We start from the raw sequence: 20,164 nt of genomic DNA, 5'->3' as shown, positions 1-20,164 counted from the left end.
AAGACATGAGCTTAGACGCTACGCTGTGGGCCTGGCGGCAGCCCGTCACGCCCCTGCAAAAACTTGTTCTCCTGTCCATGGCAGACCGGGCCGGGGAGGATCACACACTCTTCCCGCACTTGGATCGTTTGAGCTTCGATACGGGTATTTCTCCCGCTGACGTCCAGGCTGTTCTTGTAGAGCTGGAACGCCTGTCCATTCTGCGCCGGATTCCTCCCCATGAGCACGCTAATATCTTTCAGCTTATGGGTGTTCATGGGCGAGAAGACGCCCAAGGCAATTTGGAGGGGAGTTATGAGCCTTAAAGCAATGCGTTGGGCGTGGGAAACGCAAATACTAACCCGCACACAAAAAATTATTCTGCTTTCAATGGCAGACAGGGCAAATGATGCGGGTGAATGCTGGCCATCCATACGCCGACTGTGCCTTGATACAAATTGTTCAGACAGAACCGTGCAGCGTAGCATTAAGGCTATTGAAAAACTTGGCCTTATCGTGTGTGAGCGGGTAAGCGGAAAGACCACAGTCTACAAATTGCTGGAAGCCCCCCTGTCACCAGAAGACCCCCGACACTGTGTCACCCCTACCCCCGACATAGTGACGCCCCTCCCCCGTCATGATGTCACCCCCACCCCCGACATGGTGACGCCTACCCCCGACACAGTGACGCCAGACCCCCGTCACAGTGACACCCAGAATCTTAAAGAGAACCATAAAAGAAACCAAAGAGAAGAGGGGGAACTCCCCCCTCCCCCGGCATCTCCTCCATCTGAGGGCAAACGCCCCTACGGTGAATTGGGGAATGTCCTGCTCACAGATGCGGAACACAGCCGCCTTGTGCAAGCATATGGCGAAGGCATGACGGCTGAAGCCATAGAACTTTTTGGCCTATGGCTTGGCGCGCGCAAGGGCGAAGACCCATACAAAAATCACTATCTGGCATTACGCAAATGGGCTTTTTCTGCTGTGAAAGAGCGTTACAGAAGCACGGAACGCAAGCAGAGGGTTTTGAACGGCCCCAGTTTTGACGAACTGGTCAAACGGCATGCCGCAAATGTTGAAGAAGCGGTCGGAGAAAATCATGCTTCCTGCCGCAGCACACCCCAGCGAAAAAGCGGCAATGCCTGCCCTGAACATATTTCAGACCTACTGCAAGACGCTATGCCCCAACGGTTGCGCCCCTCACAGAGGGAGTCAGCATGACTGCCTCATTTACCGAAGGCTGGCGAACTTTGACTGAGGTGGCGGAAATTCTTCGCGTCTCCCCCACTACGGTGCGCCGCCTCATAACAACCGGCAGGCTACGGGCCAGCAACACGTCATGCGCAACAAGACCGCTCTGGCGCATCCATGAGCAATGGATAGCCGACTACGCTCAAAACACCCCAGAACAAAAGGAAGAAAACAATGCCCCCATGCAGACCTCTGAAGATTGAAGAATGTGCCGCAATGTACAGCGCCTATTCTGGCCGCCACAAATTGCGCAATCAGTGCTTGCACCTGCTCTGCCTTACTACGGGCCTTCGCATCCATGAGGCTCTTTCCATCAGGGTTTCAGACGTGCTGCAAAACCGGCAGGTGGTTCAGGCGCTTCAGGTACAGCGCGGCAAGATGAAGCAGGCGGCGCAGGGCCGCACTATCCTGCTGCCAGCACAAACCCGCGAAGCAATCCGGCTTCAGCTGGATTGGCTGCTCAAGTACGGCCACCTTGGCCCAGATCAGTTCTTATTTCGCAGTCAACTGGGCGACCGGCCCATGCAGGTGGCAGAAGCATGGAAGATTTTCAATGACGCTGCGAACAAGGCAGGGCTTCGCCGGGACTTGGGGACGTTGGCCACACACAGTTGGCGCAAGACTTTTGCCACAGAAATTTTCTGCGCTGCCGTTGACCGGGTTCAGGCTGGTGAGCGCATTGATCCCATGCGCGAGGTCGCCCGCGCCCTGGGCCATGCGGACATGAAGAACACTGAAAAGTATCTGCCTGTTGACCCTGAAGTCGCCTTCAAAAACATGCAGATGTTGGAAGCCAGGCACAGCTACGCCCTGTCCTGAACAGCCCCACTTTTCCACAGGGCAAAACATTTCTTTTTGAAAAAGAAATGTACCGAGCAATTCAAAAAATTTCCCACATAACTCCAAGTAATAATTCAGAAACATATATGCAAAAAAAGAAATCGAGGTGAGCAGATACGCGCTGTTCGCATAGGAAGCACCCCTGTGAGCATATAGCGCCATATAGCGATACAGAAAAAATGAAGCACCAAGTACATGCAGTCTTTTTCCTTTTTAAAACACCACTTTTCAACAGGCTGTTGAAAAACATCAAAACAACGCTGAAGGAGAACCCCATGAATCCCACAGGGGAAAGGATTTCTTATGGCATCTAGAAGTTTGATTTCCTACACACCACGAGCTGTCCAAGGTGATACACAGTTCAGCAGCGTAGGCAGATCGTCGGGCATCCCTCTTGCCGCTCAAACGCATGATACCGTAACACCCGCCATCATTGCCCGCGCCGGGGCGCAACTTGGCAAAGGTCTTATTGACTACGGCGAGGGGCATGAACGCCAGCAGGCTGTTACCCTTGCGCTCGACACCATGCAGCAGGCGGAAAAAGACTATTCCACCTTTGAAAATGACTACATGCAAAAAAAGCGGCGCAAGGAGGCAGAAACCGCGCCGCAAGACTTTGAGCAGTGGATGCAGACCACCGGCGCAAAATATGGTGAACAGTTGCAGGGCAACTCCCTTGCCGCCAACCTGTTCAACCTGCAGTGGGGCCGCCGCAGCATAGAGGCCGTGCGCCAGGGTGGGCACTATGCCCGCCAGCAAAATGAGCTTTGGCGCGGGGAAGTTGCCGACGGCGAGGCAGCAACCCTCATGCAGCAGGCCGCAAAGGTGGATGATCCGGCGCAAATAGCCAGTATGCGCGCCACCTACAAAACTAAGCTGCAAGAAATGTTTCCCGGCAGCGACCTCACTGCCACATTGGCAAAGGTTGACCAGCGTCTTGCGTCAAACCTCATTGGCCGCGCCGTTGCTCAAGATAATTTCGGCAAGGCGCAGACATTAGCAACCCAGTTTCGTGGAGAATTGGCGGACTCTTACGATGAAGTATTGCTACGAATAAAGAACGCCCAGCACGGTGCAGAGGCGCGTTTAAAAGCTGAAAAAGAAATGCGCTTCGTCGGCGCGTTTGCCAATGATCCGCTGAAGGGCATTGCCGAAATATCCACGCCGGAAGGCATGGCAAAATACGGCATGGATGCAAAAACCGCCATCAGCGTGCGCAGCATGCTGCAAACGCAGTGGAGCTTCAACAAAACCGTTGAGAAGCAAAAAAACGACATCTATGTCACCAGCACCGTAAACGGCATTTACTCCACGCTCATGGGCGACCCTGACAAGGGAATCGCCCCAGACCCTGCCAAGGCATACCAGGATTTGCAGAACTCCAACCTTGACGCCATTACCAAAATTGAAATGGGCAAGAAGCTGGAAGAAGGAACCATAGGCAAAACACGCGACCCCGCCGCCGTGAACGATATGGCCCGGCAGATCGTAAACGGCTCCATTGATTCCGATGCCCCCATTGACGTGATGCTTGCCCAGGGCAAGGCCAGCGTGGGCGATGTGACAATGCTCAAGGGCATGCGCAAGGATATGGACGGCCCGCTGAAAGATTACCTCAAGCGCGCCGACAGTCTCATTAAAAATGCATATGCCCGTTCACAGTTTGCCGCAGGCACGCCAGAAGCTGCCATCAAGGAAGACCGTGCACGCAGCCAACTGAGCACCGTCATTACCGAGGCATACAAAAAAGGTGGGCCTGAAGCCGTGGAAAAGCTGTTCAACAGTGATACGCCCATGTCCATCATGAATAGCAACGCCATAACCGTTGACGATGCCTTGAGCAACGTGAACAGGGTTATCAGTGCTGGTGGGGCTGGCAAAGAGAAAAAGCCCAAAGAGGGTATTGCAGACAACTTAAAGCGCAATCCTATCGGAGGGGCAGAATGAGCCAGCAACTTGAGCAGTCAAAGGGAAATCAAGATTTCTATCTTGAATTGCGCACTCGTGGATATTCTGACCAAGAAATTCAGGGCTACATGCGCCCCCATTTAACAGATCGCGGTTTCTCTGACCAAGAAATCAACGCATACTTCAATGGCTATGATCCTGTTTCCATGCTGGATGCCATTCAATACGGCTTCCAGGGGTCAGTTACGGGCCTAGCCTCACGCGAAAAGCTGCCGGACAGCCTTACCTCACAGCAGGTTTCCCAGATGTCCACCATGCAGCGCGTGGGCATGCAGGTGGGTACACTGGCAGGTGACGTGCCTACCCTGGCCGCTGGTGCTGCTGCGGGCTTGCTTGGCGGCCCGGCTGCGCCTGTAAGCGTTCCGGCTTCGGCGATGGCACTTACAGAGGGAACACGCGCCTACTACATGGAGCAGATAAAAAACGGCGATGTGCGGTCTTCAGAGGAATTTTTGCGCCGGTCTGGTGCTGTCCTCGAATCTGCGGCCAAAGGCGCGGTTATAGGCGGCCTGACGGGCGGCGCTGGCGTAGTTGCTGGCCGTGGGGCCGCAATGCTTGGTGCTACGGCTGGCATGCAGACTGCGGCAAGCCTGGCAGCAGAAACAGCCACCATGCCCACCGCCGCCGCAGGAATAGAAGGCCGGTTGCCAGAACCGCACGAATTTGTTGACGCAGCAATTCTTGTGGGTGGCCTTCACGCTGCGGGAGGCCTCCGCCACGTCCCTAAAATGGTTCCCAAGCTGCGAGATATCTACGCAAAAACGGGCAAAGACCCCATTGCCGTTGCCCAGGCGGCTGAGGCTGATCCGACAGTCCGGCAGGATATGCTTTCCATCAACCGGGATGTTCCGCAGGCCATAGCTGAAGAGATCACCGCCCAACGCCCGCAAGACATCAAGCCCGAATCTGAGGCAGAAACCGGCGCTCCAACCGTTGCAAGCGATGAAGGCGCGCTTCAGAGCGCAGGCAGTGGAACACACATCCCCATTGCTGAAGACAAACCAGTTATGCCCGAAGGCGAATTGAGCAGGGCCGATGCAATTCCGCTTTCTGACGTGGTGCAATCGTTGACTGACGCGCTTGATGTGCCAATCCGAACGGGCAAAATGGGGCCATCTGGCAGAAACGCCGAGGGAATTTATAAAATCACGCCCGAAGTGATCAGGACGCGCACCGCCAACGACGTGGCCACCGTTGTGCATGAGGCTGGCCACCACATCCAAAAGCAGCTTTTCGGCGATATTTCAGCCGCCCCGCTGCGGGCATTTCGTGATGAACTTGCCCCCATTGCCACCCAACCCCGCGCGGGGCAATCTGCATTACCCGAAGGCTTCGCGGAGTTCGTGGCAAAATATGTGGTCAGCCCCGATGAAGCCAAGGCCGTTGCGCCTCGCTTCTACGAGCACATTGAAAAGACGCTTTCAGAGCGCGCCCCAGAATTCGGCACGGCACTTTTAAACGCGCGCGAAGTGGTCAAGCGCTGGGCAGACCAACCAGCCGCCCAGGAAGTTCTTTCACATATCAGCATTGAAGGCCGTGAGAGTGAGGGGCTTATTTCGCGCCTTCTTTCCAAGGACACTTGGGATAGCCTCTACACCAATTTCGTTGACCGTCTGTACCCTCTGAAAAAAGCCACAGATATTCTTGCTGAAGGCAAGGAACTGCCTGCGGATATGAACCCCTACACGCTTGCCCGCACGTTTGCCGGGGCCAAGGGCAAGGCCACGCACTTTATTGAGCGTTCCCCGTTCACCTATGGTGAGTGGAAAAATGTTGGTAAGCCCCTGGCAGAAACCCTGCGGGCCGTGGACAATCTGGACGAATTCAGGGCTTTCCTTGTTTCCATGCGTGGCCTTGAGCTTGAGGGCCGGGGCATCAAGTCTGGCATTCGCCCTGAAGCCATGCGCGCAACGGCTGAGAGGCTTGGCGAAAAGTACGAGCCTCTGGCCCGCGAGCTGGATGAATACCAGAACCACGTTGTGAATTACCTGGTAGATTCTGGAATGCTCAGCGCGGAAACGGCGGCAGCCATGCGGGAAATGAATCAAAACTATGTCCCGTTCTTCCGCGTCATGGAAAATGCCGGCGGCTTCCTTGGAAGCGGCAAGTCGCTCACTGGTCGCAACCCCATACGGCGCATCAAGGGCAGCGGGCGCGATATTATTGACCCGCTGGAATCCATCATCAAGAACACCTACGCCATGATTGAAGCGGCGGAAAAGAACGGCATTGGCCGCGCCCTCACAGACCTTGCCAGTAAAACCGATGGCGCAGGCTGGCTGGTGGAAAAATTGCCTACGCCGAAAGCTGCGGTGCAGGTCAGGGCTGAGGACGTGAGCAAGGCGTTCATTGATTCCCTTGGCCCAATCAGCCCCAGCGTTAAAGCTTCAATCAAGGCGATAGCTGAATCTGCTGACATGGGCGAAATGCTCACGTTCTGGCAGAACGCCGCTACGCTGGACAAAAAAAGCCAGATCGCCGTTTTCCGCGATGGAAAGCGCGAAGTGTATCAGGTGGCCCCGGAGATTGCCGAAGTCATGAACGGCCTGAGTTCTGAAACCATTCCCTTGCTGGTAGAACTCATTTCCATTCCGGCAAAGATGCTGCGGGCTGGGGCCACGCTTACGCCCGACTTTATGGTTCGAAACCTCATCCGCGACGCTGTTTCTACGGGCGTTCTTTCTCGCACTGGCTTCATTCCCGGCCTGGACACGGCCAAGGGATTGAAGCGCGCAGTTACCAAGGACGATACTTATTGGAGCTGGGTGAAGGCTGGCGGAGATCAGGCCAGCCTTGTGAGCATGGACAGAACAACACTTCAAACAACGCTCAAAGACATTGAGGCCACCGGCTACACTGAGCGCGTTTGGAACGTGGTCAAGAATCCCTTGGAGCTGCTGCGCCTTGGCTCGGAACTTTCGGAAAAAATGACCCGCTTGGGCGAGTTCGGCAAGGCCACAGAGAAGCACGGTAATGACAAGGCCGGATTGATGCAGGCCGCCTATGAATCACGGGACATTATGGACTTTTCGCGCCGGGGCAAGCTGACGGCCTCGTTCAACCTTATAACGGCATTCTTCAATGCCAGCATGCAGGGGCTGGACAGAACAGCGCGCGGAGCCGTGGAAAACCCCAGGCGCTTTCTTGTGCGCACCGCTCTGTTCATTGGCATTCCGTCCATACTCAACGCCATTAACAACTATGGAGACAAGGACGTTGCCGAGGTTCCGCGCGCCCAAAGGGATATGTTCTGGATTACGCCTATCGGGCAAGGCGAAAACAAGGTTCTCTTGCGCATTCCCAAGCCGTTTGAACAAGGCGTCATGTTCGGTTCAACGCTTGAGCGGGCTACAGAATTCATCCTCGATGCAGCGCGCGACAAGTATGGCAGCGTGGAGAAAGCCAGACAGGAGGCCTTCAGGGGGCTTGGCAAGTCCATGCTCGATGTTTCTGCACCCAACCTTGTGCCGACTGCCTTCGCCCCGGTGATCGAAGCCTTTGCAAACAGGTCGCTGCCCTTTGACCGGCCTATCATTCCCAAAAACAGAGAGGGCTTGCTTCCGGAATATCAGTACACCCCCAGCACTACGGAACTCACAAAAGCTCTTTCAAACTTTGTCGGCACGTTGCCGCCAGTGGGAGAAATGAACACATTCTCCCCTGCCCGCGCTGAAAATTATATTCGCGGCTGGACGGGCGGCATGGGCAGGTATGCCCTTCAGTTGGTCGATGCCATGGCCCGCAAAGCTGGGGTTGTTGATGATCCCGTAAAGCCCGCCGCCACGCTGGCAGATATTCCCTTTGTACGGGCTTTCGTGATTCGCCATCCAAGTATGGGGGCGGAGAGTATTCAGCGGTTCTTTGACCACTATGAAGAATCCACCAGCTACCTGAAGACCATTAACGCCCTGGGCAAGGACTTCAAATACAATGACGTGGCCAACCTGCTGCCCTATTCCGTCTATCAGGCAATGGACGCGCCGCATAAGGCTTTGTCTGAGATTACAAAGGCCATTGACCTCATAAACAAAATTCCGAGCATGACGCCGGACGAAAAGCGCCAGCAAATAGACAGCCTGCACTTTCATGCCATCGAGGTGGCCAAGTTTGGCAATATGGTGTTTGAAACGTTGCAGCCGGATATTGAGCGGCTCAAGCAGCGGGCGGAAGGGAAATAATCAGTTGAGCAGGTTATCAACAATCTTGCCGTGATCGTCCAGGCGCTTCAGTTCCTCGCCGTGGTAGTTCGGATCAAACAGGCTGAAGTACTTGATTATGTCCTGACCTGAAAAACTTGCCTTCTCTAAAATGGGACGCATGAATTCACGGATTTCAGAATCTGAAAAGCCTCGATCCCGCAGCTCACTGTAAACCCCGCTCTTGTAGTCCATTTCCTTGGCGGCAAGTTTTGTTGCAGCATCGCTGACAACTAAGGCGGCAATCCGCGCGTCTGAAGCGTCCCCAAACACATGGAAATCAGGGATTACAAAGATCAGCAGCGCGGCAAGGAGCAGGCAGCAAGAGAGCTTTCGCATTTAGTCAGCATACTGAGCCAGCCATGCGGAAGCAAGCAGATGCAAAGAGGGCTGGGAGTTACCCCAGCCCTCTTTGTGTCTTGATCAATATCATCACAGCTATATACTTTCCCTGCCTACATCATAAGGGGAAAGTTCCATGTGCAAAGAAAAAAATTTATCTACCTCAGATTCTAAAAGCTGCGTTATATCTTTGAGGGTTAATGCTATTGCGTTTATCTGAATTTCTTCCCCTATCAATTTTTCTGTCTCATACTCCGAGAAAGACTGAACAAGCTGAAGACGAAGTAGGATATCTGAGATTGAATGCCAGAATTCATCCATATTTTTGTACACAGCAACTATTTCTTCAATTTGGAATGTCTTGTACTTTTCGACCTTTTTCTGCACACTTGTTTCAACCATAATAGCACCTCTCATGTGCTCTGCGGTTAGGCCCGGCAGGAGTTCGCAGCTCCTTCGCTGGGCCATCTCTTATTCCTCACCACTGTCCAAGGCCTGTGTGGCATTGCCAGTTGCAAGCCATGCCTTGACCGCATCGGGATCAATTCTCCAACTTCGCCCAACTTTTCTTGCAGGCAATCCGTCCTGAAGAGCCAAAAATATGGTTTTACGATCAATGCGCAAAGCCTCCGCGCACTCTTCGACGGTCATACCTATGTGCGGCCAGTTTATTTTTTCAACCATAGCTCCACCCAAAAAACGTAAAAGGAATTTAATTGGAACTTATTCGGAATTAAGACTTCCGTCAAGCCCAATTCATTAAAGTAATATGTCAAATTTGAGTATAGTCTAAATTAACAACTAGCTTTTGCCTAAAAAGTGTCAAAATAGGATTATAAAAATAATTTATTGACATAATCAATTTTGATTCTTAAATTCTAATTAGACACTTTACAGGAGAATCACCCATGAGCAAGCAAATTGGATACATCCGTGTCAGCAGCGTTGACCAGAACACAGGCCGCCAGCTTGAAGGCACTACCTTGGACAAGGTATTCACCGACAAGGCCAGCGGCAAAAGCAGGCAGCGCCCTCAGCTAGAGGCTTGCTTAGAATACCTGCGTGACGGTGACACTCTCCACGTCCACAGCATTGACCGCTTCGCCCGCAATCTTCAGGATTTGCTTACGCTCATTTCGGATTTGACCAGCCGCGCCGTGACGGTGCAGTTCCACAAAGAAGGCTTGATTTTTACAGGGGAAGACAGCCCGTTCCAGCGCCTTCAGTTGCAGATCATCGGCAGCGTGGCTGAATTTGAACGGGCCATGATCCGAGAACGCCAGCGCGAAGGCATCGCCTTGGCAAAGAAGGAAGGGAAATACAAAGGTCGGAAAGCGGCATTAGACGCAGCCCAGATAGCAGAAGCCCGCGAAAAGATTAATGCTGGGGCCAAGATCGCCCAAGTTGCGCGTGATTTAGGTGTTTCGCGGCAAACACTCTACACGGCCCTTGATCGAACTTCACAGCAAAAAAGCCCTTCTTGCTAGAAGGGCTTTTTATTCTAAGCAGCCTTTAATTGCTTCCACATAACATCCATACGGCATGTCGCAATCCGTGCGTCCTCTAAGGGGACATGCGGCTTAAGCTCGTGCAGTAATTGTGCACGATTTTCTGCATGCTCTGTTGGGTCTTTAACAAAAATCATAAGCGCAGTTGCCAGCTTTTCAAGGGATTGAACACTTTCATGCCGCAAAGCCGTTGTCACGGCTTCTAGGCCTTTAGGATCAACACTTCCATGCTGTTGCATAAAACTGCGCCCCTGATCAGTTACCTTCAACCTTGGCCCATAAGGAGGCCTCTGCTCTGCTTCAACCAACTGGTAAGCCATAAGATCATTCAACGTGTCATGCAGATTAAATGAATATGGACCATGCTTATATAGTACATAGTTAAATTCAGTTTTTACAGAAAAAACAGTTTCATAAACATACATGCTTTTCTGAATATGCGTTTCGCCGCACCAACTATCCTTATTATACAATGAATCCATTAAATGTAATATAAGGCTGTAGTTTTCAAAAGCACTCATTGTCACACCCTCATATTTTAAGACAAGATTTCCTGGCGTTCTTTTTCTAAAAAAGATCTAGCCTTTGAAACGATATCGGGCCTGACAAAAATATAACGCGACTCAACATCTGGAACGCTATTAATTGTGGGCATTTCTTGGCTTGCCAATAAAAACTTTTGAGCATCTTCGGATACAACAGGAAAGTCCACGCGCTTATGCTTTTTGCTGCCCGCGTCATACTTCACATTTTCTTTGCCAAACTCTTGGCTCAATCGTTCATAAAGGATCTGCCCAGGTTCAAAAATTCCTTTTTGCAACCCAATTTGGACATCTGCCTTAGACTGTTGATAAATACGACGAAAATGCTTGCGTTGGGTTAGCCTCGCTGCGTCTTCATGCCCTGCTTTGCTGCCATCCATAGCGGCCGCATACAGTTTTTGCAAGACCGCGCTGTCACTTATTTCTAGAAATTTTTTTACTTTTACGGGATAGCCCTTGGGAAAGCAAGCTCTCATAAAATCTTGCAGGTGGATATCATAAATCCTTCGCACGTGATGAAAGTAAACTTGAGAAAAAATTGAATATCGAGCCCAAAGTAACGCGGCTGCGGCATGTAGGGCACCATGCTCAACCCCAATAACAGGCTCCAAACTTTGATCGCCTTCTTCAGGTCCATCCGGGGCCTTTGCTGCTATCCTGAGCCCTTGCAGTATCCTCTGGAGATCAAACCGCCCATAGCTCACCCCGAGATGATGAGAATCACGTAACAAATAATCCATCCTGTCTACACCAAAAGCATCACCGACAATAATCTCTGACAGCAAAGATTCCCACGTACTAAAGGTGACATCCTCATCAAAATGCAATTCTGCAACTTCTTTGGGGCCAAGAGCAAGCTTGGCAATTTCTTTGGGCTCAAGACGAAGCTCATCCCATAGTGGAGTCATTTCACAGCTATGGATTATACTCCAAGTCATACGCTCATGCGAGCTCCCTGGTAAAAGATCCTCACTAGCATGCGAAAAAGGCATATGCCCGAGATCATGACACAATGCTGCCATACGAAGAGTTCTTTTCCAGCGTGGAAGCCCTTCTTTGTCTTCTATTTGTGGAATCGCATCACGCACGCCGGAAGGGATATTTCTCGCATTACTCTCTAATGTAATTGTGTCGAATACCCGTGATGCAAGTTCCATCACTCCAAGTGAATGCTCAAATCTACGGTGTGTTGCCCCTGGGTAAACTAAGTATGTCATAGCTAATTGATGAATGTCACGCAATCGTTGAAATGGCCACGAATCAACAACAGCCCTTTCAACAGTTTGCATCGTAATGAACCCGTGGATTGGATCACGAAATTCATGCTGTGACTTCACAATTCACCTCTCTCAATGATTTCTCTCAGATCCCCATTGCGGCATTGCAAATGATATCGTTCAGCATAAAAACCACGAAGCTATATTTTCATTGAAATCATGGCATTGCTTCATATATGTTTGAGCATAAAAATTCAATCCGTGTTGGGAACTGTGTTGGGAATTAAAAAAGCCCTTACGGCTTATCAACCATAAGAGCTTGATTTTATTGGCGCGCCCGAGAGGAATCGAACCCCTGACCAAGAACTTAGAAGGTTCCTGCTCTATCCAACTGAGCTACGGGCGCACATGACAAGGGCGCAGTGCCCTGCCGTGTGGCGGCCAATATAGTGATAGCGCCCCACTGCGTCAAGCGTTCCCACGCATTCAGGCGCGCATGCCTCTGCGGCGGGGTTTGCACGATGTTGCACGTTTTTTACGCAAGCATCGGGCAAGACTTGCGCGGGTTTTGCCTGTACCCGCCCGCTGACAGACAGCGCGCTTTGCGCTACCATATATAAATGAGCAACACGTTCAGCACTCCCGCAGATATCCAGCGCCATCTGGACAGCCTAGGGCTTTTTCATATGGATATGGGCCTGGGCCGCATGCGCCGGGCTCTGGCTGCCCTTGATCTGACTCGCCCGCCCTTTATGGTCGCTCAGGTGCTCGGCACCAATGGCAAGGGATCAACATCGTCCTTTCTGGCCTCCCTTGCCCTTGCTCACGGCTGCCGGGTTGGCCTCTACACCTCGCCGCACTTTGTCAGTCCCACAGAGCGCTTGCGCATTGGCGGGCCAAATGATGCCGCCTGCGCCCCCTGGCCTGCGGATGACTGGGTTGAGCCAGCCAATCAGGTCATGGCCGCCGCGCCCGATCTGACCTACTTTGAATTTCTTACGGTGCTGGCACTGCTGGGTTTTGCCCGCAAGGGCGTGGAGCTGGCCGTGCTTGAGGCTGGCCTTGGCGGCAAACACGACGCCACAACCGCCGTTGCCGCCGACCTCATGTGCTATGCGCCCATTGCCCTTGACCACAAGGACATCCTTGGCCCCACCCTTGCCGACATTGCGGCAGACAAGGCCGCAGCTATACGTAGCGCCGCGCCCGTGTGCGGTGTTGTGCAGTTTCCCGAAGCCGCAAAAATTCTTGAGCGCGCGGCCCGCAGCCACAACGCACCCTTCATCAGGGCTTGTCCGCTTGCCGCCGATACCCGCCTTGGGCTCAGCGGCCCTCACCAGCGCGCCAACGCAGGTCTGGCCCTCACGGCATGGCGCGAGCTTGCCCCCATGCTGGGCAAGAGCGCGGAGGACACGAAGGCGCAGGCTCAAGGGCTGGCGCAAGCCTTTATGCCGGGTCGCTTGCAGCGAGTGCCGGGTACAGATCAGTATCCACCGCTGCTGCTCGACGGCGCCCACAATCCGCACGGCATGGCCGCGCTGATCAAGGCCCTGCGCGCCGAAGGCCTGCAACCCGCCGGAGCGGTATTTTCCTGTCTTGCAGACAAAGACTGGCTGCCTGCCGCCCAGATGCTCAAGCACTATCTGGGCGGAGCCCCCATGTTTGTGGTTACGCTGGGCAACCACCGGGCCGCAGCAGCGCAAGACATAGCCACCGCCTGTAATGCCCTGCCCCCGGCCACGGCACAGGCCTTACCCGAAGGCCCTCAGGGATTGGCAAAGGCGCTTGAACTGGCGCGCGCCCTGCCCGCCGCCACCGAAGCCCGCCCAGTGCTCATGACGGGTTCGCTGTACCTGCTTTCAGAGTTTTTTACGCAGCACCCCCAATGGCTGCTGCAACCGCAGCTCCAGTAGGCGCAGGCAAGCCCGCCGCTGGCCCGGCTGACGACGCTACATGGCAGACAAAGCCCAAGCCGCCGTGTCGCGTATTTTTTATTTTTTTGCGGTAACCGCAGTATAAAGGACGCTCATGCAAAATCTCTTTCGCGCCATTCCCGCCGTAGACGCCAGCATTGCCGCGCTGCACCGCGCGGATGCCGCACTGGGCGACAGCCAGCAAACGCCGCACGCGCTGCTGCGCGATCTTGTGGCCGCTTATTGGGATATTCGGCGGGATGACATCCGCGCCGGACGCTGCACCGCCCCCGAAGACCTGCATCTTGAACGCCAGTTGCCAGGCCTGCTGGCCTTTGTGCAGCGCGGGCTGCGCCCCCGGTTCCGGTCAGCGCTCAACGCCACGGGCGTTGTGGTGCATACCAACATGGGGCGCTCCGTGCTGGCCGAAGAAGCCCGAGAGGCCGTGCTGCGGGCAGCTACCGGCTACTGCAATCTGGAACTGAATCTCGCCACAGGCGGCCGGGGCAGCCGCCACGCGCTGGTGGAAGAACTCATCTGCCGCGTCACCGGGGCCGAAGCGGCCCTTGTGGTCAACAACAATGCCGCCGCCGTGCTGCTGGTGCTCGACACCTTCTGCAAGGGCGGCGAGGTGATTGTTTCGCGCGGCGAACTGGTGGAAATAGGAGGCAGCTTCCGCATTCCTGAAGTGATGGAAAAAAGCGGGGCCACCCTGCGCGAGGTGGGGGCCACCAACCGCACGCATCTGCGCGACTACCGCGCCGCCATCAACGAGAATACCCGCGCCCTCATGCGCGTGCACACGTCCAACTACCGGATTGTGGGCTTTCATGCCGCCGTGGCCCTGCCCGAACTGGCGGAACTGGCGCGCGAGCACCACCTGCCGCTCATTGAAGACCTCGGCAGCGGCAGCCTTATGGATTTTTCTTCCTGCGGCCTGCCCAACGAGCCAACTGTGCCGGAAGTGCTCTCGCAGGGCGCGGATATTGCGACTTTTTCGGGCGACAAGGTGCTTGGCGGCCCTCAGGCTGGCATCATCACCGGGCGCAAGAGCATGGTGGAAAAGCTCAAGAGCAATCCGCTCACGCGGGCGCTTCGCTGCGACAAACTGTGCCTCTCCGCCCTTGAGGCCACCCTGCGCCTGTACCTTGACCCGGAAAAAGCCCGCAAGAGCGTGCCTACCCTGCGCATGATAACCTGCCCGCCCGATGAACTGGCCAAGGCAGCCCGCAATCTGGCAAAACGGTTGCGCAAGGGGCTTAATGCAGACAGCCCCCTGTGCGAGGTCGGCTTGCGGGAGGATGTGTCGCGCGTGGGCGGCGGCGCGTTTCCGCAGTACGACCTGCCCACCACCCTGGTGCGGCTCAGACCCACGGCATGCAGCCCCACAGCCCTCAAGGCTGCCCTGCTTGAGACGGTTCCTCCGCTCATTGGGCGGCTGGAAGACGACGCCTTCTGCCTTGACCCGCGCACACTTGATGTCAAAGAATACCCCGAGGTACTGCGCGTACTGCGTCAGGCGCTGAACGCTGCAATCCCTCAACAGGCATAATACGCGAAACACATAGTGTGAGATAAAAGGAACAGCATCATGGAAAAAAATCTTGCCTACAAGCCCAAAAGCATCTGGGACAATGCCGACGCCAAAACCCGCAAGGAAATGGAAGCCCTGGCCCAGCGCTATATCGACTTTATCACCCACTGCAAGACTGAGCGCGAAACTGTGGAATACGTGCGCCAGCGCCTTGCCGAGCATGGGTATGCGGAAGATTTCAGCGGCGACCGCGTTATGCGATCCCTTCGCGGCAAGGCCATCTTTGCGGCCCGCAAAGGTGCGCTGCCCCTGAGTCGGGGGCTTTCGCTGCTGGCCGCCCACGCCGATACCCCACGCCTTGATTTCAAGCAGCGCCCGCTCATCGAGCAGCCCGGCGTTGCTCAGGCCAAGACCCACTACTATGGCGGTATCCGCAAATATCAGTGGCTGGCGCGCCCCCTGGCCCTGCACGGCGTTATCGTGCGTGAAAATGGCGAAACCCTCACGGTGACCATTGGCGAAAAGCCCGGGGAGCCAGTGTTCTGCATTGCCGACCTTTTGCCCCATCTGGCCCAGAAGCAGGTTACCCAGCCGGTCAGCGAAGCTTTTGAGGCCGAAAAACTCAACATCATTCTGGCCCACAGCACGCCCAAGGCTGGCAAATCCAGCAAAGACGATACGCCCAAAGACCCCATCAAAACCCAGCTGCTCGAACTGCTGCACAAAAAATACGGCATTTGCGAAGAAGACCTCATCACTGCCGAGCTTCAGGCTGTGCCCGCTGGCCCGGCCCGCTTTGTGGGCTTTGACAAGGCCATGATCGGCGGCTACGGGCAGGACGACCGCATCTGCGTGTTTACCGCGCTGGAGGCCCTGCTTGAGGCCGAAGCCACAGGCCGCAGCATGGCTGTTATTTTCTGGGACAAAGAGGAAATCGGCTCGGACGGCGCATCTGGCGCGGCCTCGCGCTTTATGCAATATTGCGTGGAAGACCTCACCCGCGCGTGGGAAAAGGACGTTCCGCCCTCGCATGTGCTGCTTGAAACCCGCGCCCTTTCTGCCGACGTTTCCGCAGCGCTGGATCCCGATTATCAGGAAGTGCACGAAAAACAGAATGCCGCCCTGCTGGGCTACGGCCCGGTGTTTTCCAAGTTTACCGGTTCGCGCGGCAAGTACGGAGCCAGCGAGGCCGATGCCGAATTTTTCGGCGCGCTGCGCGGGCTTTTCAACGGCAAGGGCATTGCATGGCAGAGTGCGGAGCTTGGCAAGGTCGACCTTGGCGGCGGCGGCACCGTGGCCCTGTTCCTTGCGGCCTACGGCATGCAGGTTATTGACCTTGGCCCTGCCATCCTGTCCATGCACAGCCCCTTTGAACTGGCAAGCAGCGCTGACCTCTTCGCCACCAAGCAGGCCTTCCGCGCATTTCTGGAAGCCCAGCTATAGCCGGGTAGGCTCGGGCAGCGGGCAGCGGGGCAACAGATGCTTCCCGCCCCCGGCTGCATAAAGCCACGTAGACAACAGACTGCCCTTGCGAGCTGGCGAAAAAATCAGCCAGCCCGCAAGAGCAGTCTATGTATGGCACTTGGGAATGCGCTCTATTTTTTATGCAGACTGCGCAGCGCTCTTTTGCAGATGCGCGCGGTCGCCTTGCCCGGATTTTGCGCGAGCCACGCGTCGCAGAGCGCGCTCACCCACTGCGGCTGAGATTTGGCGGCATCATTGAGCCAGTTACCCACGCTGTCCTGCACATAGGTGGAGGGGTCAGCCTGCAAGGGTTCCAGAACAGGCAAGCCAAGCGCTGGATTCTCCTTGAGGATAGTCAGGTGGGCGCACCACACGCCGCGCGGGCGGGTACTTTCGCTGGCAAAACGACGCACCCTTTCCGAGGGGTCAGCGGTCCAGCCTGCGAGATGGCGTATGGCGTGTTCCGGCTGCTTTGCCAGATGAGGCCGCACTGCCATCCATACCCATTCACGTACGCCAAAATGCGCATCATCCGCAAAGGGACGCACGGCTTCCAGCAGATTTTCCAGCGGCTCCGCCGGAGAATGCCGGACATGCTCATGCGCCAGAGCATAACATATCCAGCCCCGAACAGTATCCGACCTGTGCGCAGCAAGCCTTGCCAATCCCTGCGCGCCCACGGCCCGGTGCACCAGCTCGCCAGCCAGCAGCATGCGCTTTGAAATCCCAAGGGATGCGGCAGCGCGCATTTCGTCCAGCAAGGCGGCATCAGCCTGCGGCAAGGCCGCAGCCATGAGGGCGGCAAAATCCACCGCCAAGCCCTCTGCCAGATTTTTTGAAGCATCCTGCCCGCTGTTGAGCTGGGCCAGACGCGTGGAAGGTATGCTCATGGCACTCCCGGCAACACTAATGCTCAAGGTATGCAAAGACCTGCGTCAAGCTGGCGCAGGTCTTTGCATACCAAAATCATTGGCACAACAGCCAAATGTACGATGCAGCCCTGTTGCCCCAAACACATGCGGGCATGAAGACAACTAACTGGCCTTAACCCAACATGCACAGAGCTGCTTCAATTTGGGGCAGGCTCTGCCCCGCTCAGCTAAAACATTCCCCAGGTGGCGCGGCGGCAACCCCATCGGCCTATGCGCTGCGCCCCATACCCTCAGCCCGCGAAACCAGCTTGCCAATGTCCGAAACAATATGCTGCAGCGGGCACTTGTCGGGCGTCCTTGCATAAATGCTGCACACGGCCCCACGGTCTTCGTCATAGGGGAGCAAAAACTTCGGGCCAAAGCCTTTCTGCACCCATTCGGGGTTGATGCCTTTTTTCTTCAGCAGGCTGAGCAGCCACTTGGACGGGATGGCCAGCCGCTTTTTGGAATCAGAAATACACGATTGCGAGACATCAAAAAACTTCGCAAGTTCCTGTTGGGTTCTGCATTGGGTGACATTCTTGATGCGATCCATAATGGCCATATACTCAAATACCTTTCCACTCATTGGAAGAGCCTCCTCTGTACGCTATAGACGTGCAAAATGCCCGGGATTATCAACGTGTTGAAACGAAGGAACCGGGTGCGGGAGCGGGTGCTCTGATGCGCGTTTATTGTGCTGGCCAGGATGTGGCAAACCCATAAAAACGGACGCGAGGATGCTTTTCTGAAAGGGAGCGGTCTGGACAGTGGAACAGGCTAACGGATTGCTGCACAAAGAATAGTGCAACAGCCGGGAGAACTGACATAGACTCCGTGCAGCCATCACAGTTGCCTAAAAAGCCGTGACAATACGCCAACGCTTCATAGCCCTGCAGGTCGCAACCGGGTTGGTGAGGCAGAAATAAAATTCCAGCCCCAAAAGGGGAAAGTAGGGGGAACCCACAAGCGGCTCCCGTACACATTGAGACAAACCAGCGAAACAAAATTATCGCAACTCTGGAGAGGCTGTCAGTGTACGCTTAAAAAATACTCACAACATGAGATAAGTCAAGGAGTTTAATTATCAGGTGTGCGTGTTTTTGCCCGCGCGTAGGGCTAAAATGCCAGATTGTCAGGCAAGCCTGCGTGTAAAATTAATAAGATATGAAAGAAAAATATCTAACACCAGAACAATAAAAATACACGGTTTCAAAAAAACCGTGCAGCCCAGAAAGGCCGAAGCGGCTATCAACCGCTTCGGCCTCATATGCTTCTGAAATTTTCAACCAACACCGTCAGCCTTGCTGCTGGCGGCAAAAGGCCTATTCGCCAGTCCTAGCGCGCCAGCAGCACCCAGGCAGGCCCTTTGGCGTCCAGATGGCTTGCCACATAGTTGGCGCGCTGGTCGCCGCCGCAAAAGATATCTATGCGGTTACGCTTGATGGCCCCGCCCACGTCCTGGGCAAAGCCGATGCCGCGCAGGGGCATTTTGCCCTTGGTTTCATCCGGAATATTGACGCCGTAGGCCACAATGGAGCCGAGCGGGATAAAACCGCGATCTGTGGCAAGCGACAGCCAGTCGTCCACCTGGTAGCCCATGGCCCCCGTGGGGCCGCGCATGCCGTATTTAAAGAAGACATAGCTCGGGTTATCATTGAGAATTTCGCGTACGCGGCCGGGATTGTTTTTGAACCACTCGCGCTGTTCAAAAATATCGCCGCGCCTGAGCAGGCCTTTTTCGCGCATGATGCGGCCAGAGCTTTTGTATTTGTGCCCGTTCTGGCCCGCGTAGTTGACATAGGCCTGAGTGCCGTCGTCAAAGATCAGGCGGCCAGAACCCTGAATTTCAAGAAAAAACACGTCAACAGGGTCTGCGGCCCAGGCCAGTTCCAGCCCCTTGCCCGCCAGCACCTGTTTTTCTTCGATGGTGCGGCGGTCATAGTACTGCCCACGTTTGGCAATGACCTTGTTCAGATCGGGGGGCAGGCCATAGATGGCCTGTGTGTACCCCGGTTTGCGGGTGCGGCTGGCGGGAACGGCAGGCTCGTAGTAACCGGAATAGTTGATACCGCCCGTCACTTCCGCCCAGCGGAAGTTTGCCAGCAGCAGCTCCGGTTCCTTGTCCAGCCGGGGCAAAAGTTCCTGCAAACGCTCAAGCGTGCGCGACAGATCGCCCCACGTCACGGTCAGGCCGGGGCGCTGCACAGCGATGGCGTCCCTGGGCTTGCTGTTGACGTAACGCAGCGACTTACGCACACTGGGGGCCATATCCTTCCAGCTTGTCAGGTCCTGACCGGCAGGAATAAGATTGCTCACAAAAAATTCCGGGCTTTCAAACCCTACCGGAGGAAGAGTTCTTTCCACCACTGGCGGGGGGGCCTGCTTGGCGCAGGCAAACAAAGCCATTGTAACCGCCAGCAGTAGCAACAGGCGCAACATGCCGCCTGCACGGTTTGCAAATCCGCTGCAACAACGCCCGGAAAACGCGTAACA

At 55.0% G+C, this 20,164-nt stretch carries 18 protein-coding genes and 1 tRNA gene; 10 read left to right on the top strand and 9 right to left on the bottom strand.

The features are described from left to right. Nucleotides 1–5: 5 nt before the first annotated feature. The 6 genes from G449_RS18405 to G449_RS0105020 all read left to right on the top strand — a co-directional run bounded on the left by G449_RS18405 (nt 6) and on the right by G449_RS0105020 (nt 8,219). The gene (locus G449_RS18405; protein WP_022658224.1) at nt 6–305 is read left to right on the top strand and encodes a helix-turn-helix domain-containing protein; all 300 of its coding nucleotides are present in this window, start codon (nt 6–8) and stop codon (nt 303–305) included. Continuing rightward, a complete protein-coding gene (locus tag G449_RS18065) occupies nt 220–1,203 on the top strand; it encodes a helix-turn-helix domain-containing protein (protein WP_081640452.1) in 984 nt (327 codons plus the stop codon). Before G449_RS18405 ends, G449_RS18065 begins: the two co-directional genes overlap by 86 nt. Then, nucleotides 1,200–1,436 (top strand): helix-turn-helix domain-containing protein, encoded by a 237-nt coding sequence (locus G449_RS18060; protein WP_034604876.1) that lies wholly within the window; start codon nt 1,200–1,202, stop codon nt 1,434–1,436. Before G449_RS18065 ends, G449_RS18060 begins: the two co-directional genes overlap by 4 nt. Continuing rightward, nucleotides 1,408–2,052, top strand: coding sequence for a tyrosine-type recombinase/integrase (locus G449_RS18400; protein WP_022658221.1), 645 nt, complete (start codon nt 1,408–1,410; stop codon nt 2,050–2,052). Before G449_RS18060 ends, G449_RS18400 begins: the two co-directional genes overlap by 29 nt. Before the next feature lie 324 nt (nt 2,053–2,376). Continuing rightward, nucleotides 2,377–4,020 carry a hypothetical protein gene (locus tag G449_RS0105025; protein WP_159060432.1) on the top strand — a complete coding sequence of 548 codons (1,644 nt, stop codon included), beginning with the start codon at nt 2,377–2,379 and terminating at the stop codon, nt 4,018–4,020. Further along, the gene (locus tag G449_RS0105020; RefSeq protein WP_022658219.1) at nt 4,017–8,219 is read left to right on the top strand and encodes an LPD38 domain-containing protein; all 4,203 of its coding nucleotides are present in this window, start codon (nt 4,017–4,019) and stop codon (nt 8,217–8,219) included. Before G449_RS0105025 ends, G449_RS0105020 begins: the two co-directional genes overlap by 4 nt. Here G449_RS0105020 and G449_RS0105015 read toward each other — a convergent pair whose 3' ends face one another. The 3 genes from G449_RS0105015 to G449_RS16045 all read right to left on the bottom strand — a co-directional run bounded on the left by G449_RS0105015 (nt 8,220) and on the right by G449_RS16045 (nt 9,263). After that, a complete protein-coding gene (locus G449_RS0105015) occupies nt 8,220–8,576 on the bottom strand; it encodes a hypothetical protein (protein WP_022658218.1) in 357 nt (118 codons plus the stop codon). A gap of 99 nt (nt 8,577–8,675) precedes the next feature. Then, on the bottom strand, nt 8,676–8,996 hold the full coding sequence (locus tag G449_RS0105010; protein WP_159060431.1) for a hypothetical protein: 321 nt from the start codon (nt 8,994–8,996) through the stop codon (nt 8,676–8,678). A 54-nt stretch (nt 8,997–9,050) separates the two neighbouring features. Beyond that, nucleotides 9,051–9,263 (bottom strand): helix-turn-helix domain-containing protein, encoded by a 213-nt coding sequence (locus G449_RS16045; RefSeq protein WP_022658216.1) that lies wholly within the window; start codon nt 9,261–9,263, stop codon nt 9,051–9,053. Between the two features lie 224 nt (nt 9,264–9,487). On the opposite strand from G449_RS16045, the gene G449_RS0105000 reads away from it, so the two are divergent. Continuing rightward, nucleotides 9,488–10,066 carry a recombinase family protein gene (locus G449_RS0105000; RefSeq protein WP_022658215.1) on the top strand — a complete coding sequence of 193 codons (579 nt, stop codon included), beginning with the start codon at nt 9,488–9,490 and terminating at the stop codon, nt 10,064–10,066. A 14-nt stretch (nt 10,067–10,080) separates the two neighbouring features. On the opposite strand, the gene G449_RS0104995 is transcribed toward G449_RS0105000, so the two are convergent. The 3 genes from G449_RS0104995 to G449_RS0104985 all read right to left on the bottom strand — a co-directional run bounded on the left by G449_RS0104995 (nt 10,081) and on the right by G449_RS0104985 (nt 12,252). Then, nucleotides 10,081–10,608 (bottom strand): hypothetical protein, encoded by a 528-nt coding sequence (locus G449_RS0104995; protein WP_022658214.1) that lies wholly within the window; start codon nt 10,606–10,608, stop codon nt 10,081–10,083. Nucleotides 10,609–10,625: 17 nt separating this feature from the next. Then, complete coding sequence (locus tag G449_RS0104990) at nt 10,626–11,966, bottom strand: HD domain-containing protein (RefSeq protein ID WP_022658213.1); 1,341 nt, start codon at nt 11,964–11,966, stop codon at nt 10,626–10,628. Between the two features lie 209 nt (nt 11,967–12,175). After that, a tRNA-Arg gene (locus G449_RS0104985) sits at nt 12,176–12,252 on the bottom strand. Between the two features lie 214 nt (nt 12,253–12,466). Here G449_RS0104985 and G449_RS0104980 point away from each other — a divergent pair. The 3 genes from G449_RS0104980 (at nt 12,467) to G449_RS0104970 (ending at nt 16,736) form a co-directional block, all read left to right on the top strand. Then, nucleotides 12,467–13,759 (top strand): bifunctional folylpolyglutamate synthase/dihydrofolate synthase, encoded by a 1,293-nt coding sequence (locus G449_RS0104980; protein ID WP_022658212.1) that lies wholly within the window; start codon nt 12,467–12,469, stop codon nt 13,757–13,759. Between the two features lie 115 nt (nt 13,760–13,874). Further along, nucleotides 13,875–15,311, top strand: coding sequence for an L-seryl-tRNA(Sec) selenium transferase (selA, locus tag G449_RS0104975; protein ID WP_022658211.1), 1,437 nt, complete (start codon nt 13,875–13,877; stop codon nt 15,309–15,311). 39 nt (nt 15,312–15,350) lie between these two features. Then, the gene (locus tag G449_RS0104970; protein ID WP_022658210.1) at nt 15,351–16,736 is read left to right on the top strand and encodes an aminopeptidase; all 1,386 of its coding nucleotides are present in this window, start codon (nt 15,351–15,353) and stop codon (nt 16,734–16,736) included. 152 nt (nt 16,737–16,888) lie between these two features. On the opposite strand, the gene G449_RS0104965 is transcribed toward G449_RS0104970, so the two are convergent. The 3 genes from G449_RS0104965 to G449_RS0104955 all read right to left on the bottom strand — a co-directional run bounded on the left by G449_RS0104965 (nt 16,889) and on the right by G449_RS0104955 (nt 20,110). Then, entirely contained in the window at nt 16,889–17,647 is a 759-nt protein-coding gene (locus tag G449_RS0104965; protein ID WP_022658209.1) for a DNA alkylation repair protein, read from the bottom strand. Between the two features lie 250 nt (nt 17,648–17,897). Next, nucleotides 17,898–18,257 carry a helix-turn-helix domain-containing protein gene (locus tag G449_RS16035; RefSeq protein WP_022658208.1) on the bottom strand — a complete coding sequence of 120 codons (360 nt, stop codon included), beginning with the start codon at nt 18,255–18,257 and terminating at the stop codon, nt 17,898–17,900. 749 nt (nt 18,258–19,006) lie between these two features. Next, entirely contained in the window at nt 19,007–20,110 is a 1,104-nt protein-coding gene (locus G449_RS0104955; protein WP_022658207.1) for an MltA domain-containing protein, read from the bottom strand. Nucleotides 20,111–20,164: the final 54 nt, after the last annotated feature.

It is taken from the genome of Desulfovibrio desulfuricans DSM 642 (assembly GCF_000420465.1).
GTDB classification, from domain to species: Bacteria; Desulfobacterota; Desulfovibrionia; order Desulfovibrionales; family Desulfovibrionaceae; genus Desulfovibrio; species Desulfovibrio desulfuricans.
This window is presented reverse-complemented; position numbering and strand designations above follow the sequence as displayed.